23 protein-coding genes are annotated in these 25,617 nt (G+C 54.7%); 2 read left to right on the forward strand and 21 right to left on the reverse strand.

Annotated elements, in window-relative coordinates:
* Window positions 1-8: 8 nt before the first annotated feature.
* The 9 genes from cydA to sdhC form a co-directional block, all read right to left on the reverse strand.
* Window positions 9-1,580, reverse strand: a complete 1,572-nt coding sequence (gene cydA / locus LK04_RS13070; RefSeq protein ID WP_039330430.1) for a cytochrome ubiquinol oxidase subunit I — start codon at window positions 1,578-1,580, stop codon at window positions 9-11.
* 683 nt (window positions 1,581-2,263) lie between these two features.
* Window positions 2,264-3,139, reverse strand: coding sequence for a succinate--CoA ligase subunit alpha (gene sucD, locus LK04_RS13080; RefSeq protein WP_034829155.1), 876 nt, complete (start codon window positions 3,137-3,139; stop codon window positions 2,264-2,266).
* Window positions 3,139-4,305, reverse strand: coding sequence for an ADP-forming succinate--CoA ligase subunit beta (sucC, locus tag LK04_RS13085; RefSeq protein ID WP_034829153.1), 1,167 nt, complete (start codon window positions 4,303-4,305; stop codon window positions 3,139-3,141). The genes sucD and sucC overlap by 1 nt, the downstream gene beginning before the upstream one ends.
* 61 nt (window positions 4,306-4,366) lie before the next feature.
* Window positions 4,367-5,581 carry a 2-oxoglutarate dehydrogenase complex dihydrolipoyllysine-residue succinyltransferase gene (gene odhB / locus LK04_RS13090; RefSeq protein WP_039330434.1) on the reverse strand — a complete coding sequence of 405 codons (1,215 nt, stop codon included), beginning with the start codon at window positions 5,579-5,581 and terminating at the stop codon, window positions 4,367-4,369.
* Between the two features lie 15 nt (window positions 5,582-5,596).
* On the reverse strand, window positions 5,597-8,404 hold the full coding sequence (gene sucA / locus LK04_RS13095) for a 2-oxoglutarate dehydrogenase E1 component (protein ID WP_039330436.1): 2,808 nt from the start codon (window positions 8,402-8,404) through the stop codon (window positions 5,597-5,599).
* A 208-nt stretch (window positions 8,405-8,612) separates the two neighbouring features.
* A complete protein-coding gene (locus tag LK04_RS13100) occupies window positions 8,613-9,329 on the reverse strand; it encodes a succinate dehydrogenase iron-sulfur subunit (RefSeq protein WP_039330437.1) in 717 nt (238 codons plus the stop codon).
* Between the two features lie 14 nt (window positions 9,330-9,343).
* Window positions 9,344-11,110 (reverse strand): succinate dehydrogenase flavoprotein subunit, encoded by a 1,767-nt coding sequence (sdhA, locus tag LK04_RS13105; RefSeq protein WP_039330439.1) that lies wholly within the window; start codon window positions 11,108-11,110, stop codon window positions 9,344-9,346.
* Window positions 11,111-11,458 carry a succinate dehydrogenase membrane anchor subunit gene (sdhD, locus tag LK04_RS13110; RefSeq protein WP_039330441.1) on the reverse strand — a complete coding sequence of 116 codons (348 nt, stop codon included), beginning with the start codon at window positions 11,456-11,458 and terminating at the stop codon, window positions 11,111-11,113. It lies immediately after the preceding gene.
* Complete coding sequence (gene sdhC, locus LK04_RS13115; RefSeq protein WP_034829146.1) at window positions 11,452-11,841, reverse strand: succinate dehydrogenase cytochrome b556 subunit; 390 nt, start codon at window positions 11,839-11,841, stop codon at window positions 11,452-11,454. The genes sdhD and sdhC overlap by 7 nt, the downstream gene beginning before the upstream one ends.
* A gap of 636 nt (window positions 11,842-12,477) precedes the next feature.
* On the opposite strand from sdhC, the gene LK04_RS13120 reads away from it, so the two are divergent.
* The gene (locus LK04_RS13120) at window positions 12,478-13,761 is read left to right on the forward strand and encodes a citrate synthase (RefSeq protein ID WP_039330443.1); all 1,284 of its coding nucleotides are present in this window, start codon (window positions 12,478-12,480) and stop codon (window positions 13,759-13,761) included.
* Window positions 13,762-13,788: 27 nt separating this feature from the next.
* On the opposite strand, the gene nei is transcribed toward LK04_RS13120, so the two are convergent.
* The 11 genes from nei to LK04_RS13175 form a co-directional block, all read right to left on the reverse strand.
* Entirely contained in the window at window positions 13,789-14,577 is a 789-nt protein-coding gene (gene nei / locus LK04_RS13125; RefSeq protein WP_039330445.1) for an endonuclease VIII, read from the reverse strand.
* Between the two features lie 11 nt (window positions 14,578-14,588).
* On the reverse strand, window positions 14,589-15,236 hold the full coding sequence (gene pcp, locus LK04_RS13130; RefSeq protein ID WP_039330446.1) for a pyroglutamyl-peptidase I: 648 nt from the start codon (window positions 15,234-15,236) through the stop codon (window positions 14,589-14,591).
* A gap of 7 nt (window positions 15,237-15,243) precedes the next feature.
* Complete coding sequence (locus LK04_RS13135) at window positions 15,244-16,260, reverse strand: DUF979 domain-containing protein (protein WP_039330448.1); 1,017 nt, start codon at window positions 16,258-16,260, stop codon at window positions 15,244-15,246.
* The gene (locus LK04_RS13140; RefSeq protein WP_039330450.1) at window positions 16,260-16,988 is read right to left on the reverse strand and encodes a DUF969 domain-containing protein; all 729 of its coding nucleotides are present in this window, start codon (window positions 16,986-16,988) and stop codon (window positions 16,260-16,262) included. Before LK04_RS13140 ends, LK04_RS13135 begins: the two co-directional genes overlap by 1 nt.
* Before the next feature lie 61 nt (window positions 16,989-17,049).
* On the reverse strand, window positions 17,050-17,787 hold the full coding sequence (gene pxpA, locus LK04_RS13145) for a 5-oxoprolinase subunit PxpA (protein ID WP_039330451.1): 738 nt from the start codon (window positions 17,785-17,787) through the stop codon (window positions 17,050-17,052).
* Window positions 17,777-18,709: a 5-oxoprolinase subunit PxpC gene (gene pxpC / locus LK04_RS13150; RefSeq protein ID WP_039330453.1), complete on the reverse strand. Its 933-nt coding sequence runs from the start codon at window positions 18,707-18,709 to the stop codon at window positions 17,777-17,779. Before pxpC ends, pxpA begins: the two co-directional genes overlap by 11 nt.
* Entirely contained in the window at window positions 18,703-19,359 is a 657-nt protein-coding gene (gene pxpB / locus LK04_RS13155) for a 5-oxoprolinase subunit PxpB (RefSeq protein WP_039330455.1), read from the reverse strand. The genes pxpC and pxpB overlap by 7 nt, the downstream gene beginning before the upstream one ends.
* 149 nt (window positions 19,360-19,508) lie before the next feature.
* Window positions 19,509-20,252 (reverse strand): type 2 GTP cyclohydrolase I, encoded by a 744-nt coding sequence (locus LK04_RS13160; RefSeq protein ID WP_039330456.1) that lies wholly within the window; start codon window positions 20,250-20,252, stop codon window positions 19,509-19,511.
* A 17-nt stretch (window positions 20,253-20,269) separates the two neighbouring features.
* The gene (gene phrB / locus LK04_RS13165) at window positions 20,270-21,697 is read right to left on the reverse strand and encodes a deoxyribodipyrimidine photo-lyase (RefSeq protein WP_039330458.1); all 1,428 of its coding nucleotides are present in this window, start codon (window positions 21,695-21,697) and stop codon (window positions 20,270-20,272) included.
* 12 nt (window positions 21,698-21,709) lie between these two features.
* Entirely contained in the window at window positions 21,710-22,666 is a 957-nt protein-coding gene (locus LK04_RS13170) for a YbgA family protein (RefSeq protein ID WP_039330460.1), read from the reverse strand.
* A 150-nt stretch (window positions 22,667-22,816) separates the two neighbouring features.
* A complete protein-coding gene (locus tag LK04_RS13175; RefSeq protein ID WP_039330462.1) occupies window positions 22,817-23,017 on the reverse strand; it encodes a DUF2517 family protein in 201 nt (66 codons plus the stop codon).
* A gap of 245 nt (window positions 23,018-23,262) precedes the next feature.
* Here LK04_RS13175 and kdpE point away from each other — a divergent pair, with 245 nt between their 5' ends.
* On the forward strand, window positions 23,263-23,937 hold the full coding sequence (gene kdpE, locus LK04_RS13180; RefSeq protein WP_039330465.1) for a two-component system response regulator KdpE: 675 nt from the start codon (window positions 23,263-23,265) through the stop codon (window positions 23,935-23,937).
* A 39-nt stretch (window positions 23,938-23,976) separates the two neighbouring features.
* Here kdpE and pgm read toward each other — a convergent pair whose 3' ends face one another.
* Complete coding sequence (pgm, locus tag LK04_RS13185; protein ID WP_039330466.1) at window positions 23,977-25,617, reverse strand: phosphoglucomutase (alpha-D-glucose-1,6-bisphosphate-dependent); 1,641 nt, start codon at window positions 25,615-25,617, stop codon at window positions 23,977-23,979.

Below are 25,617 nucleotides of genomic sequence, written 5' to 3' on the forward strand. Positions count from 1 at the left end.
CGCTCTCCTTATCCACGTGCTGGCTGAGTGGCCGCTTTCACGGTCTCATGATGGTAGCGGCCGGTCTTCAGGCTGCTTGGACCCAGGCGGGCAAATTTGAACATCAGGTACATTTCCGCCACCAGGAAAATCGTGTAGAGACCGCAGATCAGGATCATCGAGAACAGCAGATCGCCCACGGTCAGTGAAGAGTTCGCCACCGCAGTCGGCAGCACTTCACCAATCGCCCACGGCTGACGGCCGTATTCAGCAACGAACCAACCTGATTCGATGGCAATCCACGGCAGCGGAATACCATACAGTGCTGCTTTAAGTAGCCAGCGGCTCTTACCAATACGGTTACGAATCACACTCAGGAATGACAGCGCGATAATGCCCAGCAGCAGTACGCCACACAGCACCATAATGCGGAAGGCGAAGTAGAGCGGCGCAACGCGAGGGATTGAGTCCTGTGTTGCTTTCTGAATCTGTGCTTCGGTGGCGTTCGCCACGTCCGGGGTATAACGCTTCAGCAGCAAGCCGTAGCCCAGATCCTGTTTACTGGCTTCAAATTCAGTACGAACCGCAGGATCTTTGCTGCCCGCGCGCAGTTCATTCAGCAACGCATACGCTTTCATGCCGTTGCGAATACGCACTTCATGTTGTGACAGCAGATCTTTCAGCCCGGTGACCGGCGTATCCAAGGAACGTGTGGCGATCAGGCCCAGTAAATACGGGATCTGAATCGCATACTTGTTCTCTTGTGAATCCTGATCCGGGATACCAAACAGCGTGAACGCAGCCGGTGCCGGTTGCGTTTCCCACTCCGCTTCAATGGCGGCCAGCTTGGTTTTTTGCACGTCACCCATTTCGTAACCGGACTCATCACCCAGCACGATCACAGACAGAATCGCCGCCATACCGAAGCTGGCGGCAATACCGAATGAGCGCTTGGCAAAGGCCACATCACGACCTTTGAGCAGATACCAGGCACTGATACCCAGCACAAACATCGCACCGGCGGTATAGCCCGCCGCCACGGTGTGAACGAATTTCACCTGCGCAACCGGGTTAAGCACCAGCTCGGAGAAGCTCACCATCTCCATACGCATCGTTTCGAAATTGAACTCAGAGGCAATCGGGTTTTGCATCCAGCCGTTCGCCACCAGAATCCACAGTGCAGACATGTTGGAACCGAGCGCCACCAGCCAGGTCACGGCGAGGTGCTGGACTTTACCGAGACGATCCCAGCCAAAGAAGAACAAGCCAACAAAGGTGGATTCGAGGAAGAACGCCATCAGGCCTTCGATGGCCAGCGGCGCACCAAAGATATCGCCGACGTAGTGTGAATAGTATGACCAGTTGGTCCCGAACTGAAATTCCATGGTCAGACCGGTTGCCACACCCAGCGCAAAGTTGATACCAAACAACTTGCCCCAGAATTTGGTCATATCTTTATAAATTTGTTTCCCCGTGAGGACATATACGGTTTCCATGATCGCCAACAAAAACGCCATACCTAGCGTTAAAGGGACGAACAGGAAATGGTACATCGCCGTCAGGGCAAACTGTAAACGCGACAGCTCGACAATATCTAACATGATGACTCCTTGCTCCTCGCATGAATTTACTCTGCGGCTGACAACGGTAAACAGCGAACATTGACGTGCAGAATAAGATCCAGGAACGACTGATTATTGATTCCAGTTTTATTACTGACATAACAGAGAAATCTGTAGCCCGAAATGAAAGAGTAACAGGGGTGAAAATTCCCCGAAAAACCGATCGCTTCAGTCTTTGTCGAGCAGGAGAGTGATGAGTGGAGGCGACAGAATTGCGCTAGCAACGCCTGACACAAACTCCTGAAAAATGACGATAATGACTGAATTGATGCAGCGCAATTTATACCGTTTGCCGTGCGTGAAGCCAGCAGTAAAGTTTGTTATATCTCGCGTTTTATTGATCTGGATTAACACAATAATTTTCCAGATGTGTAGTGTTAGAGTCGTTGTTAATTAGTTGTCATAAACGGGTGATGTAATTAAGAAAATAATTACTTTTCCCGCATTTTATTAACCTTCATACGAGATGTAGTGCGTTAATTTCTCTTCAGAAATCACGCCTTTTTTCCTTTCTTTACTTAACCAACACCGTAAGCATAGCCGCGGATTTTCAACCCGTTGCCTTTTTTCCCCTGCTTTTTGCGTGGCTAAGCTGCGCACATCTCTTCAGACATAAAAAAAGGCCACCCGAAGGTGGCCTCTTGGCATCACAACGTGATGGCTTATTTGATTGGCAGAACCGCTTTAACCGCGTCACCAATGTCAGCCAAGCTGCGCACGGTTTTCACACCGGCAGCTTCCAGCGCAGCAAACTTCTCATCCGCGGTACCTTTACCACCGGCAATGATGGCGCCTGCGTGACCCATACGTTTGCCTTTCGGTGCAGTCACACCCGCGATGTAGCCAACAACTGGCTTGGTCACGTGCTCTTTGATGAAGGCAGCGGCTTCTTCTTCTGCGCTACCACCGATCTCACCGATCATCACGATCACTTCAGTCTGTGGATCGTCCTGGAACATTTTCAGGATATCGATGAAGTTAGAGCCTGGGATCGGGTCACCACCGATACCGACGCAGGTTGACTGGCCGTAGCCGATGTCAGTGGTCTGCTTAACCGCTTCATAGGTCAGGGTGCCTGAACGTGACACGATACCTACGCGGCCTGGCTGGTGAATGTGACCTGGCATGATACCGATCTTACATTCGCCTGGGGTGATCACGCCTGGGCAGTTCGGGCCGATCATGCGCACACCAGCTTCATCCAGCTTCACTTTCACAGTCAGCATATCCAGTGTAGGGATACCTTCGGTGATGGTGATGATCAGTTTGATGCCTGCGTCGATCGCTTCCAGGATACCGTCTTTGCAGAAAGGTGCTGGAACGTAAATCACGGTCGCAGTCGCGCCAGTGGCTTCTACTGCTTCACGCACGGTGTTAAAGACTGGCAGACCCAGATGCGTGGTGCCGCCTTTGCCTGGCGTTACACCGCCAACCAGCTGCGTACCATAGGCCAAAGCCTGCTCAGAGTGGAAAGTCCCCTGGCCGCCGGTGAAACCCTGGCAAATGACTTTGGTGTTTTTGTCGATAAGAATGGACATTATTTACCCTCCGCGGCAGCAACAACACGCTGCGCTGCGTCTGTCAGGCTGGTTGCTGCAATGATGTTCAGACCGCTGTCGGCCAGTTTCTTCGCGCCCAGCTCGGCGTTGTTACCTTCCAGACGTACCACGACTGGCACGTTCACACCCACTTCTGCTACAGCACCGATGATGCCGTCTGCGATCAGGTCGCAACGCACGATGCCGCCGAAGATGTTAACGAATACCGCTTTAACGGCATCGTCAGACAAGATGATTTTGAAGGCTTCGGTCACGCGCTCTTTAGTTGCGCCGCCGCCGACATCGAGGAAGTTAGCAGGCTGACCACCGTGGTGTTTCACGATGTCCATGGTGCCCATCGCCAGACCGGCGCCGTTCACCATACAGCCGATGTTGCCATCCAGCGCAACGTAGTTCAGTTCCCACTGCGTTGCGTGTGCTTCACGTGGATCTTCCTGGCTTGGATCGCGCATTTCACGCAGCTCAGGCTGGCGGAACAGGGCGTTACCGTCTGCGCCCAGTTTGCCATCGAGGCAGATCAGGTCGCCCTGCTTGGTGATAACCAGCGGGTTGATCTCAACCATCGCCAGGTCGCGCTCCAGGAACATGGTCGCCAGACCCATGAAGATTTTGGTGAACTGGCTGACTTGCTTACCAGACAGACCCAGTTTGAACGCCAGCTCACGGCCTTGATAAGGCTGTGGACCTGCCAGCGGATCCAACGCCATTTTGTGGATCAGGTGCGGGGTTTCTTCCGCCACTTTCTCAATTTCCACGCCGCCTTCAGTTGAAGCCATGAAGATCACGCGACGGGTAGCACGGTCAACAACCGCACCCAGATACAGCTCCTGATCGATGTCAGTCGCGGCTTCAACCAGAATCTGGTTGACTGGCTGACCATCAGCATCAGTTTGGTAGGTCACCAGACGCTTGCCCAACCAATGCTCAGCAAATGCACGGATATCTTCCTTGCTGTTCACCACTTTCACGCCGCCCGCTTTACCGCGGCCACCGGCATGAACCTGACATTTTACTACCCACGGGCCCGCACCAATTTTAGAGGCGGCTTCTTCTGCTTCACGTGGCGTAGCGCAGGCGTAACCAGTAGGAGCTGGCATGCCATAGCGAGCAAACAGCTGCTTCGCCTGGTATTCATGTAAGTTCATGATGTTCTATCCATTCAGATATGAGTTTGGGCGCACTTAAATGCAGTGCGCCCGGCGAAAATTAGACATCCAGCAGCAGACGCGCCGGATCTTCCAGCATCTCTTTGACCGCGACCAGGTAGCCAACGGATTCACGACCATCAATCAGACGGTGGTCATAAGAGAGCGCCAGATACATCATTGGCAGGATCACCACCTGACCATTAACCGCCATTGGGCGCTCTTTGATCGCGTGCATACCCAGGATGGCGCTCTGCGGTGGGTTGATGATCGGCGTTGACATCAGGGAACCGAACACACCACCGTTGGTGATGGTGAAGTTACCGCCAGTCAGCTCTTCAACTGTCAGCTTGCCGTCACGGCCTTTCACTGCCAGTTCTTTAATTTTCTTCTCGATGTCCGCCATGCTCAGCGCGTCAACATCTTTCAGCACCGGGGTCACCAGACCGCGCGGGGTTGAAACCGCGATGCTGACGTCGAAGTAGTTGTGGTAAACCACATCTTCGCCATCGATAGACGCATTCACTTCTGGGAAGCGTTTCAGTGCTTCAACCACCGCTTTGATGTAGAAGGACATGAAGCCCAGACGCACACCGTGACGTTTTTCAAACGCGTCGCCGTACTGCTTACGCAGATCCATGATCGGCTTCATGTTGATTTCGTTGAAGGTGGTCAGCATCGCGGTGCTGTTTTTCGCTTCCAGCAGACGCTCCGCCACACGCTTACGCAGACGCGTCATTGGCACGCGCTTCTCGCTGCGGTTAGCCACAGCAGCCTGCGGTGCAGCAGCAGCAGGAGCCGCTTTCGCGCCATCCGCTTTCTTCGCCACGTGTTTTTCCACGTCTTCGCGGGTCAAACGGCCGCCGACGCCGGTGCCTTTAATCTGGCTCGCGTCGAGGTTGTTTTCCGCAATCAGGCGGCGAACCGCTGGGCTCAGCGCATCGTTGCTCTCTTCTTCCAGAGAAGCGGTCTTACGCTGTTCTGGGGTGGCTTCTTTGCTCTCTACTTTCGCAGAGGTCTCTTTACCACCGCTGTTGCCTTCAACCAGGCGACCCAACAGCTGACGCGAGGTAACGGTCGCGCCTTCATCTTCCAACACAGCTTCCAGTACGCCGTCTGCTGAAGCAGGCACTTCCAGCACAACTTTGTCGGTTTCAATCTCAACCAGTACTTCATCGCGACTCACTGCGTCGCCGGGTTTTTTGTGCCAGGTTGCAACCGTTGCGTCCGCTACGGATTCAGGCAAATCGGGAACCAGAATTTCTACGCTACTCATTTTCTTTCCTTTTAATTAACCAAGGTTCAGCGCGTCGTTAACCAGGTCTTGCTGCTGTTGTTGATGTACGGACATGTAGCCCACGGCTGGTGAAGCAGAAGCCGGACGACCTGCATAACGCAGTGACGCACCGAATGGAACCACTTCGCGGAAATGATGCTGACTGCAATACCATGCGCCCTGATTCAGTGGCTCTTCCTGACACCAGACGAAATCCTGCACATGTGCATAATTTTTCAGAACGTCCTGCACCACTTTGTGCGGGAACGGATAGAGCTGCTCGATACGCACGATGGCCACATCGGTCTGCTCATTCTTGCGACGCTGTTCCAGCAGGTCGTAATAAACCTTACCGGAACACATCACGACGCGTTTCACCTGCTTCGGATCCAGATCGTCGATCTCGCCAATCGCCGGTTGGAAAGCACCGTTAGCCAGTTCTTCCAGGGTGGAGACCGCCAGCGGGTGGCGCAGCAGCGATTTCGGTGACATCACAATCAGTGGACGACGCATACCGCGCAGCGCCTGACGACGCAGCATGTGGTAAACCTGCGCAGGCGTTGAAGGCACGCACACCTGCATATTCTGTTCAGCACAGAGTTGCAGATAACGTTCCAGACGTGCAGAGGAGTGCTCTGGGCCCTGGCCTTCATAGCCATGCGGCAGCAGCATCACCAGGCCACACATACGGCCCCACTTCTGTTCGCCGGAGCTGATGAACTGGTCAATAACCACCTGTGCACCGTTGGCGAAGTCGCCGAACTGCGCTTCCCAAATGGTCAGCACGCGCGGTTCTGCCGTGGCATAACCGTATTCAAAGGCCAGTACTGCTTCTTCAGACAGTACGGAGTCCCAGACTTTGAACTGTCCCTGACCATTATGGATATGGTGCAGCGGCGTATAGGTTGAGCCGTTGGTCTGGTTGTGAATCACCGCATGACGGTGGAAGAAGGTGCCACGACCGGAGTCTTCGCCTGACAAACGAACCGGGATGCCTTCATCGACCAGCGTTGCATACGCCAGGTTCTCAGCGCCGCCCCAGTCAAACAGTTTGTTGCCTTCCGCCATCTCTTTACGATCGTTGTAGATCTTAGCGACGCGCGACTGCACTTCAACCGCTTCCGGAATGCTACTGATGCGACGTGCCAGTTCTTGCACGCGCTTCAGTTCGACCGTTTCTGGATAGCTTTCGTCCCACTCGTGGTTCAGATACGGCGACCAGGTGAAGGAGTGCAGGCTCATCGGACGCCATTCTGGCACCACGCACTCGCCTTCATCCAACGCATCGCGGTACAGATTGACCAGCTCGGTGGCATCTTCCAGCGTTGCGACGCCTTCGCTTTCCAGCTGATCGGCATAGATTTTACGCGGCGTTGGGTGCTTTTTGATTTTCTGATACATCAGCGGCTGTGTTGCACTTGGCTCGTCCGCTTCGTTATGGCCGTGACGGCGATAACACACCAGATCGATGAACACATCGCGTTTGAAGGTATTACGGTAGTCCAGCGCCAGGCGCGTCACGAAGGCAACCGCTTCCGGGTCATCCGCGTTCACGTGGAAGATCGGGGCCAGAACCATTTTACCGATGTCAGTACAGTAAGGCGTTGAACGCGCATCTTTCGGGTTGGAGGTGGTAAAGCCAACCTGGTTGTTGATGACGATGCGAACGGTACCGCCCACTTCATAACCACGCGCCTGCGACATGTTCAGGGTTTCTTGCACCACACCCTGACCAATGACCGCGGCATCACCGTGGATGGTGATCGGCAGAACTTTGTTGCTGCTTGGCTCAGCCAGACGATCCAGACGCGCACGCACCGAGCCCATAACTACCGGGCTAACGATTTCAAGGTGCGACGGGTTGAACGCCAGCGCCAGGTGTACCAGGCCGCCTTCGGTTTCCACGTCAGATGAGAAGCCCATGTGGTACTTCACGTCACCGGTGCCGAGGTGCTCTTTGTGCTTGCCAGAGAATTCATCGAACAGATCCTGCGGCTTTTTACCCAGTACGTTGATCAGCACGTTGAGACGGCCACGGTGCGCCATCCCCAGTACCACTTCACGGGTACCGCTTTTGCCCGCATGACGAATCATTTCACGCAGCATTGGCACCAGTGCATCACCACCTTCCAGCGAGAAGCGTTTCGCGCCAGGGAATTTTGCACCAAGGTATTTTTCCAGACCTTCTGCCGCAGTCAGCTCTTTCAGGAAACCTTTTTTCTCGTCGCTGCTGAAAGACGCATGGCCCACCACGGATTCAAGACGCTGCTGGATCCAGCGCTTCTCATCGGTGTTGTTGATGTGCATGTACTCTGCACCAATCGAGCCACAATAAGTCTGCTGCAGTGCCGCGAACAGATCAGCCAGCTTCATGGTCTCTTTGCCGATGGCAAAAGAGCCTACGTTAAAGCTTTCCTGAAAATCGGCGTCGGTCAGGTCGTGATAAGCCGGATCGAGATCCGCCACGCGATCCTGTTTCCACAGGCCAAGCGGATCGAGGTTAGCGTGCTGATGGCCGCGGAAGCGGAACGCATTGATCAGCTGCAGCACTTTAACCTGTTTGGAATTGGTGGCCGGATCGGTGACTGAGGATGTGTAACGGGTCGCATCTTTTGCCAGGCGGCGGAAGTAATCACGCGTGGTGGAGTGAAATTGCTCAGGTTTCACGCCAGTGCCGGGCAGCTGTTGGAACAGCTCGCGCCACATTTCATCAACTGAGTCAGGATCGGTCAGGAAATCCTCATAGAGTTGCTCTATGTAGGATTGGTTCGCGCCGGCCAGCCAGGAGGAGTCCAGCCAGGGTTTCATCGCGCTGTTCTGCATTGTGATCCCTTAAGCATTAATCTGCTTTTTATGAGGTTTCATTTGTTGCCGCTTTCGCGGCTTGCCGTAGTGAGTTCAGCGATACGAACCTGTGCGCAAAAGCCGCCTGGCCCGTAAGGGAACCTTTATAAGCGTGGTCAGTACCGCGCTTATAGAGGCTTCCGTAAACTGCCGGGAACCTCAGTTCCCGGACAGTGACTTCTGTTTGTTACGCCCCGCGTTGCAGCAGCATCGATTTAATATGACCGATGGCGCGCGTTGGGTTTAGTCCTTTTGGGCACACGCTCACACAGTTCATGATGCTGTGACAGCGGAATACACTGAAAGCATCGTTCATGTTGTCGAGACGCGCATCCGTTTCGGTATCGCGGCTGTCGATCAGGAAACGATACGCTGCCAGCAGGCCAGCCGGACCGATGAACTTGTCTGGGTTCCACCAGAATGATGGGCACGAGGTCGAGCAGCACGCACACAAAATACACTCGTACAAACCATCCAGATGTTCACGCTCTGCCGGGCTCTGCAGGTGCTCGCGCGCTGGAGGATTTTCTCCATTATTCAACAAGAAAGGCTTAATCTTCTCATACTGCGCGTAGAATTGCCCCATATCTACCACCAGGTCGCGGATAACCGGCAGACCAGGCAGTGGACGGATAACAATTTTCTTGGTGCCGTTGCCCAGCGCCGAGACCGGCGTGATACAAGCCAGACCATTTTTGCCGTTCATATTCAGACCGTCTGAACCACACACGCCTTCACGGCATGAGCGACGGAAGGCCAGCGTTGGGTCCTTCTCTTTCAAACGGATCAGCGCGTCCAGCAGCATCATGTCGCGACCATCTTCGGATTCCAGGGTGTACTCCTGCATCCGCGGTTTGTCATCGACTTCCGGGTTGTAACGATAGATAGAAAATTCGAGTCTCATGATGATCTCCGCAATTAGTAGGTACGCGCTTTCGGCGGGAAGGCCGCACGCAGTTTCGGTTGCATGTTCACCTCACGGCGCGTCATGCTTTCCGTTTGCGGAACATAGAGGCTGTGGCACAGCCAGTTGGCATCATCACGTTCCGGGTAGTCGAAGCGGCTGTGAGCGCCACGGCTTTCGGTACGGAAGTTAGCGGCAACCGCAGTGGCGTAAGCGGTTTCCATCAGATTATCCAGCTCAAGGCATTCGATACGCTGCGTGTTGAAATCTGGCGAACGGTCATCAAGACGCGCTGACTTCAGACGCTCACGAATCACTTTCAGCTCTTCCAGACCTTCACGCATTGCGTCACCTTCACGGAACACCGAGAAGTTGTTCTGCATGCAGCGCTGCAACGCTTTGCGGATTTCAACCGGGTCTTCACCCGTGGTGTTGTTTTCCCAGCGATTGAAACGTGCCATGGCGGCATCGATGTTTTCCTGCGTGGCTTCACGCAGTTCGCCCTGCTCTTCAATACATTCCAGCAGATGCACACCGGCCGCACGACCGAATACCACCAGGTCCAGCAGTGAGTTACCGCCCAGACGGTTAGCGCCGTGTACCGATACGCAGGCGATTTCGCCTACAGCGAACAGGCCCGGAATCACTTCATCTTCGCCCTGCTCGTTCACGCGCAGCGCCTGACCGGTGACTTTGGTCGGCACGCCGCCCATCATGTAGTGACAGGTAGGGATAACCGGAATCGGCTCTTTAATCGGATCGACGTGAGCAAAGGTACGCGACAGTTCAAGGATACCCGGCAGGCGGGACTCCAGCACTTCAGCACCCAGATGGTCGAGTTTCAGCTTGATATGCGGGCCCCATGGACCATCGCAACCACGACCTTCACGAATTTCAACCATCATCGAACGGGCAACCACGTCACGACCGGCCAGATCTTTGGCGTTCGGCGCGTAACGTTCCATGAAACGTTCACCGTGTTTGTTCAGCAGGTAACCACCCTCGCCGCGGCACCCTTCGGTAACCAACACGCCCGCACCGGCGATGCCGGTTGGGTGGAACTGCCACATTTCCATATCCTGCACGGGTACGCCCGCACGCAGCGCCATACCGACGCCGTCACCGGTGTTGATGTGAGCATTGGTGGTGGACTGATAAATACGACCCGCGCCGCCGGTTGCCAGGATAGTGGCCTTAGCTTTGAAGTAGACGGTTTCGCCAGTTTCCATGCAGATTGCGGTACAACCAACAATCGCACCGTCTTCGTTTTTCACCAGATCCAGCGCATACCACTCGGAGAAGATGGTGGTTTTGTTTTTCAGGTTCTGCTGATACAGGGTATGCAACAGTGCGTGGCCCGTACGGTCGGCTGCCGCAGCGGTACGCGCCGCCTGCTCACCGCCGAAGTTTTTCGACTGACCACCAAACGGACGCTGATACACGCGGCCGTCATCAAGACGTGAGAAAGGCAGACCCATGTGTTCCAATTCCAGAATCGCTTCTGGACCGACGTGACACATATATTCGATCGCGTCCTGGTCACCGATGTAGTCGGAGCCTTTGACGGTGTCATACATATGCCATTCCCAGTTATCGTCATGGGTGTTACCCAGCGCAACGGTGATACCGCCCTGCGCAGATACGGTATGAGAACGGGTCGGGAAAACTTTGGATAACAGGGCACAGGTCTGGCCCGATTGGGAGATTTGCAGAGCCGCGCGCATTCCCGCGCCACCCGCGCCGATCACCACGGCATCAAATTCTCTGACTGGCAAACTCATTTACACACCCCACACAACAACAATTCCATAAACGGCGTACGACAACAGCGCGACCACAATCACAAACTGCAGCAGCAAACGGGTTGCTACCGGCTTAACGTAGTCGGTCAGGACCTGCCACATGCCAATCCAGCCGTGGACCAGGATCGAGAACAGCGTCAGTATCGTAAACACTTTGGTGAAGGCAGAAGCGAAGAAGCCATGCCAGTTGTCATAGGTCAGGGTGCCGGTCATCACCACAAAGCCAAGCAGGTAGATGATGTAGAGCGTCATTAAGATTGCAGCAGCACGCAGTAACAGCCAGTCATGAATACCGTTGCGTCCTAATGCAGAAGCATTGCTTACCATACGAGGACTCCAGCCAAAATTGAGAGCACGACAGTGATACCAAAAGCCGCTTGCGCGGAACGGGTTCCCACCTGCAGGGTTTCTTCCATAAAGCCAAAATCAGCCAGCATATGACGAATTCCGCCCACGACGTGATACGCCAGTGCAGTCAGGATGCCCCACATGATGAATTTGGCGAAGAAGCTATCCATGATGGACGCCGCTTGCTGGAAGCCTTCAGGAGAAGAGAGAGAGAGACCCAGTAACCAGAGCAGAATTCCGAGAGCGACAAAGGTAATCACGCCGGAGACGCGGTGGAGAATGGACGATATTGCAGTAACGGGAAACCGGATCGTCGAGAGATCCAAGTTAACAGGTCTTTGTTTTTTCACGGTTTTGCCCACACAGCTCTTTTTTATTTTGCTTCCTCCGGACCTGAGTCGCATCAGAGCACAGCGCGTGTTCAGACTGCAACCGCCACCAAAATAGCAACATCCAGTGTTATGTGACGCGGGTAAAACGCTGGGTGGCTCCTGGTGTCAGGGTATTCCGGAGACCTGGCCGCAGTATAGGAGGATCACATTCTGATTACAATTCCCCTACAATCTCTTTGGTCACATTTAAGCTGAACAGTGATCACCCTCACGAATTTCACAATTCATACATTTTTAATTATCTGATTTGACAAAAGATCAACATTTCAGTTACAAACAAACGCATTAAAGCCCTATGATGCACAAAAGTTATGGGGATACACTTTCCCCTAAGCTCAAGTTATGTAACATTGCCATTACGAGCAACACAAAGCATCAGGTTATTGGTTACCAAGAAGTTATGTCGTGACAGGATCTTTAACATCCGCGCTGTTCAGCATGTCATGCCCGAACGCCACCGACTGGCCCTAACGCATCTTTAGCTCTGTAACCCTGCACGACAAACGTTACCGCAGAGTGATACTGTGAAGATTGTGGTTTTACACAACATGAAGGCTATTCTGGTGTCTAAGATCCTTACCTACTAAGGCGCTATGGAGACGAAAAATGACAGATAAAAAAGTGACGCTAACCCTACAAGATAACGCTTCCGTTGAACTGGATGTGATGCAAGGTACGCTGGGACAAGATGTTGTTGATGTCCGCGCCTTGGGCTCACATGGCCTGTTCACTTTTGATCCCGGCTTTACCTCTACTGCGTCATGCGAATCTAAAATCACCTTTATCGACGGTGATGAAGGCATTCTGTTACACCGCGGATTCCCGATATCTGAGCTGGCAACCCACTCCAACTATCTCGAAGTGTGTTACATCCTGCTGAATGGTGAAGCCCCGACCCAGGCCCAGTTCGAAGAGTTCCGCACTACCGTTACCCGCCACACCATGATTCACGAACAAATCACCCGACTGTTCCATGGCTTCCGCCGCGATTCGCATCCAATGGCAGTGATGTGTGGCGTAACAGGCGCGTTGGCCGCGTTTTATCACGACTCCTTAGACGTTAATATTGAACGTCACCGCGAAATCGCCGCTTTCCGTCTGTTGTCGAAAATGCCGACCATGGCAGCCATGTGTTACAAATATTCCATCGGTCAGCCGTTTGTATACCCACGCAATGACTTGTCCTATGCCGGTAACTTCCTGCACATGATGTTCGCTACACCATGTGAAGAGTACAAAGTGAATCCGGTACTGGAACGCGCTATGGACCGTATTCTGATCCTGCACGCCGACCATGAGCAGAACGCCTCCACCTCCACCGTGCGTACCGCCGGTTCTTCTGGTGCGAACCCGTTTGCCTGTATCGCGGCCGGTATTGCTTCCCTGTGGGGACCGGCTCACGGCGGCGCCAACGAAGCCACCCTGCGCATGCTGGAAGAGATCAGCACTGTGGATCACATCCCAGAGTTCGTGCGTCGTGCGAAAGACAAAAACGATTCATTCCGCCTGATGGGCTTTGGTCACCGTGTTTATAAAAACTATGACCCGCGCGCCACTGTGATGCGTGAAACCTGTCACGAAGTGCTGAACGAATTGGGCATGAAAGATGATCTGCTGGAAGTGGCGATGGAGCTGGAACACATTGCGCTGAACGACCCGTACTTCATCGAACGTAAACTCTATCCAAACGTCGATTTCTACTCTGGCATTATTCTGAAAGCGATGGGCATTCCGTCTTCCATGTTTACCGTGATCTTCGCGATGGCGCGTACCGTGGGTTGGATTGCACACTGGAAAGAGATGCACGACGAAGGCATGAAGATTGCGCGTCCACGTCAGCTGTATACCGGTTACACCGAGCGTCCATTCACTTCGGCGCTGAAGAAATAAAACAGAGGGCGGGTTATCCCGCCCTTTTCATTTCTGGCATCCCGGACACCAGTAGAACGGTCGCGATGACAGCACGCCCTTCTCGATAAGAGTGCCACAACGCCGACATTTCTTGCCCTGGCGATGAAACACTTCAAAACGAAATGCCGCCTCTTCGTGATATTTCTTCATACTGCCACGCATCTGATACGACAAACGCGGTACTGCCAGCGTCGCTTCACTTAACGCATTGAGCTGCACTTCAGTCAGATCTTGCGCACGATGGGACGCTAACAAGCCCGCGTGCCATAAAATCTCCACGCGCAGATAATTACCCAAGCCAGCCAAAAATGCCTGATCGAGTAACAGGCCGCTAAACTGACGACGACGAAAACGCGGCGACAGCAATCGCTCGCGCACTTCCTCCACCGTCAGGCTGGCGTCAAGCACATCGGGTCCGACCCGCTGCAGGAAAGGATGTGCACCTAAAGTATCCGCGTTGAGCAGTTCAATATCGGAGGCGCTGTACAGCAGGATGGTTTGGTCGGCGTTCGCCAGGCGCACGCGCAGTTGCCGCGAGGTATTGGGTTCGGTTCCCGTGGGCACCACGCGCCAGACACCATAGAGTTGGTTATGGCTGTAAAGAATTAAGCCGTTAGAAAAGTGCGTCAGCAGCGCTTTGCCGCGCGTCTCGAAGGCGTTGATGGTTTCACCTATCAGCGCCGGTTCGTAGGTTTTCAGCTCAGGAAAGGCAAACCACACATCAGTCAGCGGTTTGCCCACCATTGCCGCGGCCAATTGATCCGCCGCACGGCGGATCTCCGGTCCCTCAGGCATCACATCTCCTGTTAGTGCGTTGCGCCACCAACGACACGAATGTCCTGCTCAGTGCTCAAGATCACCTGCAGTGCGGTTTCCAGTGCCAGAATCACGCTGGCGGTTGCCATGCTCGCCACACCGGGATGGTTCACCGCCTGCTCTGGCATATAGGGGATATGGATAAATCCCCCCCGCGCCGGGCTATGGGTGGTCTGCAACCAGTGCAGCAAACTGTACATCACGTTATTACAGGTGAAGGTCCCCGCCGTTTGCGACACCGACGCGGGCACGCCGACTTCGCGCAGTGCCGCCACAATCGCCTTAATGGGCAACGTGGAGAAGTAAGCGGCTGGACCATCTGCCACAATAGGCTGGTCGATCGGTTGCTGCCGATCGTTGTCAGGAATACGCGCGTCATTCACGTTAATCGCCACGCGTTCAACGGTAATATCGCTGCGTCCTCCCGCCTGCCCCACGCACAGCACGCGGTCTGGCTGAATCTCTTCCAGCGCCTGTGTCAGCACTTTGCCGCAGCTGGCAAACACCACTGGCAGCTGGCGCACCACAATGCGTGCACCCGCGATTTCTTTGCCATCAAAACTGCGTACGGCTTCCCACGAAGGGTTAATGCTTTCACCGCCAAAAGGTTCAAAGGCGGTCATCAATACGGTTTTCATTACGGCCTCACAGGAACATCAGGAAGTAGAGCAGGAACACGTTTACCACCAACAGTAGCACACCGGTGGGCACCTGAGCCTTGATCACTGCATTACGGTCCGGCAGTTCTAACAAGCGAGCAGGCACGATGTTGAAGTTAGCCGCCATTGGCGTCATCAATGTGCCGCAGTAGCCAGAGAACATGCCAATCGCCGCCATCACCGCGGGATTACCACCATGCTGCAACACCAGAATTGGAATGCCAATCCCCGCAGTGACAATCGGGAAAGCCGCAAAAGCATTGCCCATCACCATGGTCAACAGCGCCATGCCAATCGCATACACGGCTACCGCAATCAGACGGTTATCTACCGCCAGATACTTTTCGGTGAGATGGGAAATGGCCGTGCCCACGCCGGCGCTGGTGAACAGCAGACCCAAGGTGGCGAGGATCTGCGGCAAAATAAAGGCCCAGCCCACGGCATCCAGTAAGCGACGCGTTTCCTGAATCGACTGCAGCGGTTTTTCGTGGGTGAACTTCAAGGCAATTAACCAGCCCAGCACACAGCCCACCATCATCGAGAACAGCGTCACCAACGTAGAGTGGTTGCCAGGACCGAACACTGCATCCTGCAAGCCGGGAATATTGTTAAACGCCAGTACGCCAATCACCGTAACCACGGGAATTGCCAGCGCAGGCAGGAACAGTTTGTTACGCAGACGCCCGGCGCTTTCCTGTTTCTGCTTATCACTGCGCTGATGATAGCTTCCAAGGCGCACGCCTCCGAAGCCAGCAATCAGCGCCATCAGTACCACGGCCACACCTACGCCGATGTGTAACCAACGTTTGCCTAACGCGGCATCACCCGCCCACTGTCCCATCAATTGGTAAGCACCATCACCGAGCAGGAAAATCAGGCCATACAGCGCCCAGAATAGTCCGGTGGTAAAACGGCGTGGGTTGGCGCTGTCACGCCAGGAGAGCACCGCCACCACCAGCAGGATGACACCCGCCAGCCACATCAAATATTGTTGCTGAAACATTATTGCCCTCCTTTGGCGTTCAGTGCCTGCTGATTCAGTGCGCCTAATTCACGCGCAAGCTGACGGTCGAGACGCACTAAACGTGCTGAGTGGATGAGGAAGGCGCAAAGCGCGGTAGGAATGCCCCACAACGCGATATGCAAAGGTTCGGTGCTGATGCCAGCCGACTCCTGCATAAAGTTGTGCATGAAGATGATGGCACCAAATGCGACAAAAATATCTTCACCAAAAAACAGACCGACGTTATCGGTAGCGGCCGACATGGCTCGCAGACGATAGCGGACTTCATCGGGCACTTCGCCGTAGCGATTTTCAGTGGCCCCTTCTGCCATCGGCGCTAACAGAGGACGCACCATCTGTGGATGGCCGCCAAGGCTGGTTAATCCCAGTGCCGCCGTGATTTCACGCACGAACAGGTAGACGATCAGCAAACGGCCAGCCGTTGCGGTTTTAATCTGCGCGATCCAGGTTTGCGCACGTTCTTTCAGACCATGGCGCTCCAGCAAGCCGATAACCGCCAACGGCAGTAACAAAATCAGCGGCAGGTTACGGGTGTTCAGGAAGCCGGAACCCAACTTTTCCAGAATGTCCGCCAGCGGCAGATGCGCCGCCAGTCCCGTGACAAAACCGGCGACAATCACCACCAGCACTGGGTTAAAACGCAATACGAACCCCAGCACGATAGTGGCAATGCCGAGTAACGGCCAGAGATTGACCACGTTATCCATTGTTTACCCTCATCAGAAAATAAAAAGCCCGACAAGCTGCTGCCGGGCGGATGAATCATTGTTATGCGCTGGTGACAGCGATTTGATGTGCCGTAAATGCCGCACGCAGCGTACGCGCGAATTGCAGTGCGTGCCCGCCATCGCCGTGTAGACAAACGGTTTCTGCATTGACCTTCACCCACTCACCGCTGATGCTCTGCACCTGGCGCTGTTGCACCATGGCCAGCGTCTGCGCCAGAGCCAGATCGGCCTCTTCGATCATCGCCCCTGCCTGACTGCGTGGCACGAGTGCGCCGCTCGCCAGATAGCCGCGATCGGCAAACACTTCTTCGCGCGTCCGCAAGCCATGATGCGCAGCGGCAGCGATTGAGGCACTCCCTGCCAGACCGACCAGAATCAGAGCGGGATCAACCGCTTTAACGGCGCGCGCGATGGCATCCGCGAGTTGAGCTTCTCCGGCAGCCTGGTTGTAAAGCATGCCGTGTGGCTTCACATGCACCAGACGTTCACCTTCACTTTCGGTGATACTTTTCAGTGCACCAATTTGATAAATCAACTGGGCATACACCGTTTCCGGCGGGAGCTGCATGGCGGTACGGCCAAAGTTTTCCCGATCTGGGAAGCTGGGATGTGCGCCAATCGCTACACCGCTGGCTTTAGCCCAGCGCACCGATTGCAGCATGGTTTGCGCATCACCAGCGTGGAAACCGCAGGCGATGTTGGCAGAACTTACCAGCGTCAGCAGTTCCTGATCGCTGGCGCTGCCTTCACCGAGATCGGCATTGAGATCAATCTTCATGAGCAAGCCCCCAAGCTATTTGATCGAAGGAGCGCTGTTGATGCTGCTTCGCCAGCAGGGCTTCTTCCAGGGTGCAATGGATAAAGTGGATGGGTTCACCGAGGCGAATTTGCGCCAGTTGGTAGAGGTCAGCTTCGATTACGCAGGCGATACGTGGATAACCGCCCGTGGTTTGCGCATCGGCCATCAGCACAATCGGTTGGCCATTCGGTGGCACCTGCACCACGCCAGGCACTAATCCGTGAGAGAGCAAATCACGCGTGGCTTTGCGCTGCAACTGCCGTCCCTGTAAGCGATAGCCCATACGATTACTCTGCGGGCTGAGCTTCCACGGGCTGCGCCAGAATCCTTCCTGCGCTTCACGTGTGAACTCGCTGTATTCTGGGCCCGATAAAGCGCGGATGCGGTTGCCCCAAAGCAATTGGCGCACACCGGCTTTTGCCTTGAAAGTACGCGTGGCTTTCCCTAACGGCAGTTGATCACCATCTTGCAGTTTGCGCCCCTGCCATCCCCCAAAGCCGGCTTTGAGATCGGTACTGTGCGAACCCAGCATGGCATCCGTGGCAAACCCTCCGTTCACCGCCAGATAGCTGCGCATCCCGCGCACCGGCATCGCCAGAGACAACACCTGCCCTTTTTTCACCGGCAAGCGCCAGCCGGTCCATACTGGTTTGCCGTCGAGGTCGGCGTTACAGCCGGCACCGGTCAGCGCGAACCAGCCGTCGCGTTTAAACTCGGCTTTAAACTGACCGAGCACGATTTCCAGCACCGCGCTCTCTTCCGGGTTGCCCACCAGCATATTGGCGGTGCGCATCGACGGCTGATCGAGTGCGCCGCTCACGCTGATGCCATACTGCCGCCAGCCACTGCGCCCCTGATCCTGAATCGAGGTCATCAATCCGGCTCGTAAAATGTTTAACATACGCCCTCCTGCTGCGGTACAAAGCGCACGCTGTCGCCAGGACGCAGCAACGTTGGCGGATGTTGTAAAGGATCGAACAAGCTGAGCTGGGTCTGACCAATCAACTGCCAGCCACCCGGTGCGGCCAGAGGATAGATGCCGGTCTGGCTGCCACCAATACCCACCGAACCACGGGGAACTTGCACCCGAGGCTCAGCGCGACGAGGCGTGTGCAGACGCTCGTCCAGGCCGCCCAGGTAGGGGAAACCCGGCTGGAAGCCGATGAAATACACCACGTAGTCTGTGCTACTGTGCAGTTCAACCACCTGCTTTGGCGTCATACTGGCGCCCTCGGCCACTACCTGCAGGTCGGGGCCACCGACGCCACCGTACACCACTGGGATCTCAACCCGACGTGATTCAGGAATCTGCTCTTCGCTCTCTTCCCACCAGCGCTGTAAACGCTCGATGGCATCCAGCGCATTCAGCTGAGGATCGCGCAGCAGCAGCGTCAGGTTGTTCATCCCCGGAATCACTTCCTGCACCTGATCATTGTGCTGCAGCCTTTGGCATAATCCCCAAATGCGCTGCTGACTGGTCAACGAAATCGGTGGTTCCAGTTCCAACACCACCGCCCGTTCACCGAGCAGATAACAACGTGCTCGTTGCAAAACCTACCTCCTGGTCATCACCAAAGCGGACAAAAAATGCCCGCAAAGCGCTTTGCTTATGCTTAAAGTCAATAAGTTATGCGAAAGTGACGGAGGTGTGTCAACCGATTTGCGCCCTTAACGCAGGTTAAGGGCGTGAGAAAGGGAGATCAGGCAGGATTATCGATATCAATAAAGGTGACATCCAGACCATGATTTTCAGCCAGCCATTCACCTAAGGCTTTAATACCGGCGCGTTCGGTGGCGTGATGCCCGGCGGCAAAGAAATGCAAACCCTGTTCGCGCGCACTGTGGATGGTTTGTTCGGAGACTTCACCGCTGATGAAGGCATCTACGCCAAAGGCCGCTGCGCTGTCGATAAAGCCCTGACCGCCGCCGCTACACCAGGCCACACGTTTGATCAGTGCTGGCGCGTTGTCACCACAGTGCAGCGGTGTGCGTCCCAGCCGCTCGGCAATTTTTGCGGCCAGCGCTTCACCACTTAAAGGTTCAGCCAGTTCGCCCCAAGGCACCAGCGGTTGAATTTCACCTTTGACGTCAATATCGAACAGCTTCGCCAGCTGCGCGTTGTTCCCCAATTCAGGGTGCGCATCCAACGGCAGATGCCAGCCATACAGGTTGATGTCATTGGTCAACAAGGTGCGCAGGCGCTGGCGCTTCATCCCTTTAATCAGCGGTGATTCGCTTTTCCAGAAGTAACCATGATGCACCAAAATCGCATCGGCATTGCGCTTCACCGCTTCATCTAACAGCGCCTGACAAGCCGTGACCCCGGTGATAAGGGTTTTCACGTCGGCACGGCCTTCGACCTGCAAACCGTTAGGGGCATAGTCACTGAAGGCGCTGGTGTTCAGCTGAAGATTTACGATCTTTTCTAACTCGACATTGTTCATTCCGGCTCCCTGACCGCTTAAGCCACGCTGCGCGCGTGCTCAAAGGCATCTAGTGTCTTTTTACGTGCGTCCTTATGTTCCACGATTGGCGCGGGATAATCGAGTTTCTTGTTATTTTTCTGCGCCCAGACCTGAGGCTGATGGATATCGCTATCCGGCACGTCTTGCAACTCTGGCAACCACTGGCGGATAAATTCGCCCTGCTTATCGAAGCGTTCGCCTTGGGTGGTGGGATTGAAGATACGAAAGTACGGTGCGGCATCGGTACCGGTGGACGCCGCCCACTGCCAGCCGCCATTGTTGGCGGCCAGATCGCCATCAATCAACTGCTGCATAAAATAGCGCTCGCCCTCATGCCAGTCGATTAACAGATCCTTCACCAGGAAACTGGCAACAATCATGCGCAGCCGGTTATGCATCCAGCCCAGGGTGTTCAGTTGACGCATCGCCGCATCCACAATCGGATAGCCGGTTTTACCCTGCTGCCACGCGGTGAGGTGCTCGGCATTTTTTTGCCACTTTACGTTACGCGTCCAGTCCACAAACGGCTGGTGTTTACATAGCGCCGGAAACGCCACCATCAGGTGACGATAAAAATCGCGCCAAATCAGTTCATTGAGCCAGGTGAACGCTTTGCCTTCGTTGAGCGCATCAGGGTGCTCTTTTAAAATGCGATGCAAACACTGGCGCGGGGATAACACGCCAATCGCCAGATACGGCGACAGGCGGCTGGTGCCATCCAGTGCTGGTAAGTCGCGCACTTCAGGATAATGCTGCACCGCCTGCTTGCCGAAATGGCGCAGCTGTTTCAGCGCGGCCTCTTCGCCTGCGGGAAACAGCGATGCATCAATGTCTTCAAACGGATAATCGAAAGCGGGAATTTTTTTGCCAGCACTGATGGGGGTATCTCGGCGTGCTTGCGGTGCACGATGGCACTCCGGCAATCCCTGATGTAATCGACGCACAAAGGCACGGCTGAACGGCGTGAAAACTTTAAACATGCTGTGATTGCCGGTCTGTACGCTGCCCGGCGGCAACAGTAGGCTGTCGTCAAACCCCTGGCAAATCACACCCTGTGCATCAAGGCGCTTTTCGGCCGCAGCATCGCGTTCGCGCTCATTGATCTCATATTGATAGTTGTAATACAGCTCATCCACCTGATGCTGCTGGCAAAATTCACTCAGGTAATCCACTGACGCGCCAAAATCATCACACTGATGGTAGTGCAACTTGATGCCGCGCTCGGCCAACGAGTCCTGCAACAAGCACAGGTTCTGATGGATAAACGCCGCCTGTTTCGGCGCCATATGGTGCTGCTGCCACTGTTTGGGTGTCGCCACAAACAGCGCCAGCACTGTCGCCTGGCTGTCACGGCAGGCGGCAGCCAGAGCGGTGTTGTCATTGATGCGCAGGTCGTTTCGCAACCAGACGAGATGGGTGGTCATAGCGCTCCGGGATTATTGACCGTAGCGCAGACGCAGCGCTTCCGGGTAAGGATCAAAGTAACGCTGTTGTGCCAGCCACGGGTGCGGGAACTCCGCCATGTAATGTTTCAGCATGGTGATAGGCACTAACAACGGTTGTACGCCAGTGCGGTAGCGGTCGATGAGCTGAGCCAGCTCCTGACGCTGCGGCGAGGTGAGCTGCGGACGGAAATAGCCCTGCACATGCATCAGCACGTTGGTGTGATTACGCCGAGAAGCCTGATGCGACATGAGATGCATCAAACGGATGCGGTATTCATAGGCGTAGTCTTCAAGCGAGTCCCACTGCTCCATCGCTGCGACAAAGCGCCCCATTTCCCGATACTCGTCCTGCGCATGGGAGAGCAACAGCAATTTGTAACGGCTGTGGAAGGCAATCAGCTTGTGGCGCGTCAACCCACTGCGCCACATCTCATTGAACTCATGCAGCGCATACACCCGGCCCATGAAGTTTTCGCGCAAAGCGTCATCATGCAGACGGCCATCTTCCTCCAGCGGCAGCCAGGGCATCTCTTTTTGCAGGAAGGCGGTGAAAATGCCGGTGCCGGCTTTACGATTGTCATTGGTATCGGGTTGATACACCCGCACCCGCTCCAGACCGCAACTCGGGGATTTGGCGCAAAGAATATAGCCACACAGGTGATGCAGCGATTTCACGCGATCGGCAGACCAGCGCTGCATCTCATCCGTGACTTCCTGGCCGCCATCTTTGCTGAAGCACAGATGGATCTGCTCATCTGACTCTTTGACCAGTCGCAGGGCTGGGCGTGGCGTCGGCAGACCAATCGCCATCTCTGGGCAGACCGGCTCAAAACGGATGAAAGGTGTCAGCTCGTCGGTTGCAAAAGCGAAACGCTTGTGGCCACCGTCAAACCGGACCTTATCCCCGAGCAGGCAAGCACTGATACCAACAGGAATTTTTTCGCTCATACTTGTACAACCTCCAAAATCTTGTAGAGGTTTTAAGTGTAGCCGAAATAGACGCTGATAACAGCGGGGACATAAGCCGGAAATAAAAAATTCGGATAAAAAAACCCGGTACTTCGCAACAAGTCCCGGGTTATTGTCGAGGCAGCGCGATTACCAGTAGATACCGGCAGCCGCTTCAGACTGCGCCAGCCAGACGGGCATGGTGCTGGTTTTGCACCATACACGGTGCAGATAACTGTAAAAACGCGCACGATCCTGGCGGAACAGCATCACCGGCAGCGCGAGTAAACCGCCCAATACCACCAGCACGCGGCGCAGTACGATTTTATAGAGTGGATATGCCTGATACATCTTTGCCCCCTCGTGATTATTTTTGTGTTAAATGTGATCTGCCTCAGATATTACCCTTGTTTGTGTAATTTTACTACTCATCCGACCACTTATTTTGATCTTTTTTTGCACTAATCAGGCTTATCTGAAAGTTAGTTACAAAGATGTAAAACTATCGATCGCTTAAGGTTATAAATATCAGCGCGGACGTGGTGTCAGATTCTTGATAAAGTGCCGTGTTAACTTTACCTGTGGCAGGAGTCAGCGTGACGACCATCTTGATTGTTGAAGATGAAAAGGAGATCCGCCGTTTCGTGCGCCTGGCGCTGGAGAGCGAGGGCCTGAAAATTGTGGAAGCGGAGCAATTACAGCGTGGACTGATTGAAGCCGCGACGCGCAAGCCGGACCTGGTGATCCTCGATCTTGGTCTGCCCGATGGGGATGGCAATGACTTTATCCGCGAAGTGCGCCAGTGGAGCAGCATGCCGGTGATTGTGCTGTCTGCACGCAGTGATGAGCAGGATAAAATTGATGCGCTGGATGCGGGTGCCGATGACTATCTGACCAAACCGTTTGGCATTGGTGAATTGCTGGCGCGCGTGCGGGTTGCATTGCGTCGTCATCAAAGCAGCCAACCTGAACCGGTAGTGAAATTTGGAGAAGTGAGTGTGGATCTGGCAGCACGGCGTGTGCTGCGCAATGAAAAGGAGATTCATCTGACGCCAACAGAGTTTCGCTTGCTGAGTTTATTAGTGAATAACGCGGGCAAAGTGCTGACGCAGCGGCAACTGCTGAATCAGGTGTGGGGGCCAAATGCGGTGGAGCACAGCCATTATCTGCGCATCTATATGGGTCATCTGCGCCAAAAGCTGGAATCGAACCCGACCCAACCCAGCCATTTGATCACTGAAACCGGAATCGGTTACCGCTTCATGCCATAAAAAAAGGCCGCTTAGCGGCCTTTTCATTTCTGTCAGTCATTACGCGTTTTTCAGCACTTCACTGACAATCTCCACCGCTTCTTTCTCGATCTGCTGGCGATGCTCAGCGCCGAGGAAGCTTTCACAGTAGATTTTGTAGGCATCTTCAGTGCCTGACGGACGTGCGGCAAACCAGCCGTTTTCCGTCATCACTTTCAGGCCGCCAATGGATGCACCGTTACCCGGCGCAGCCGTCAGACGTGCAGTGATCGGATCGCCTGCCAGCGTGTCCGCGCTGACCATCTCAGGTGACAGCTTAGACAGTGCCGCTTTCTGCGCTGAAGTCGCAGGCGCCTGAAGACGGTTATAGCTTGGCGCACCAAAGCGCTCTGCCAGCTCGTCATAGTGCTGCTGCGGATTCTTACCGGTCACGGCCGTAATTTCTGCCGCCAGCAGGCACAGAATGATGCCGTCTTTATCGGTTGACCAGGCGGAGCCATCGAAGCGCAGGAAGGAAGCACCCGCACTCTCTTCGCCACCGAAACCGAAGCTGCCATCAAACAGGCCATCAACAAACCATTTGAAGCCAACCGGCACTTCAACCAGTTTGCGACCGATGTCGTTTACCACGCGGTCAATCATCGCGCTGGACACCAGGGTTTTACCCACTGCCACATCTTTGCCCCATTGCGGGCGATGCTGGAACAGGTAGTTGATCGCGACAGCCAGATAGTGGTTAGGATTCATCAGGCCAGCAGGCGTGACGATACCGTGGCGGTCATAATCCGGGTCGTTGCCAAATGCCAAATCAAACTTATCTTTGTATGCCAGCAGACCAGCCATCGCACACTCTGACGAACAGTCCATGCGCACCACGCCATCTTTATCCAGATGCATAAAGCGGAAGGTCTGATCGACAGCATCGTTAACAATGGTCAAATCCAGCTTGTAATGCTCAGCAATGCGCTGCCAGTAGGCAATGCCCGAACCACCGAGTGGATCAACGCCAATTTTCAGGCCTGCTTTCTGGATAGCCGGGAAATCGATAACCTGAGCCAGCCCTTCAACGTAAGGTTGAATCAGATCCTGCTCCACGATATGACCACTCGCCCATGCCTGATCCAGCGGCAGACGCTTCACGTCTTTCAACTCGCCTTTGATCAGTTGGTTAGCACGGTCTTCCACCACTTTGGTGACATTGGTATCAGCCGGTCCACCGTTTGGTGGGTTGTACTTAATGCCACCGTCTTCTGGCGGGTTGTGTGAAGGCGTGATCACGATACCATCGGCCTGCGCGCCACCACGCTTGTTGTGCTCAAGAATGGCATTGGAGATCGCAGGCGTCGGGGTGTAGCCATTATCTTGCTGCACAATGACGTCCACACCGTTGGCCGCCAGCACTTCCAGTACCGACAAAATTGCCGGTTCAGACAGCGCGTGGGTATCTTTACCCACGTAGCAAGGACCGGTGATGCCGTTCTTTTTGCGCTCTTCGGCGATCGCTTGCGCAATCGCCAGAATGTGCACTTCGTTGAAGCTGTGACGTCCCGCGCTGCCGCGGTGGCCGGAGGTGCCAAATTTCACCGCATGGTCCGGGTTCGCCGCATCTGGCTTCAGGACGTAATACTGCGAGGTTAATTGTGCAACGTTAATCAAATCGCTCTGCTGGGCGGGTTGCCCGGCACGGGGGTGATTGGCCAT

The sequence above is a fragment of the Pantoea vagans genome (assembly GCF_001506165.1).
Classification (GTDB): Bacteria; Pseudomonadota; Gammaproteobacteria; order Enterobacterales; family Enterobacteriaceae; genus Pantoea; species Pantoea vagans_C.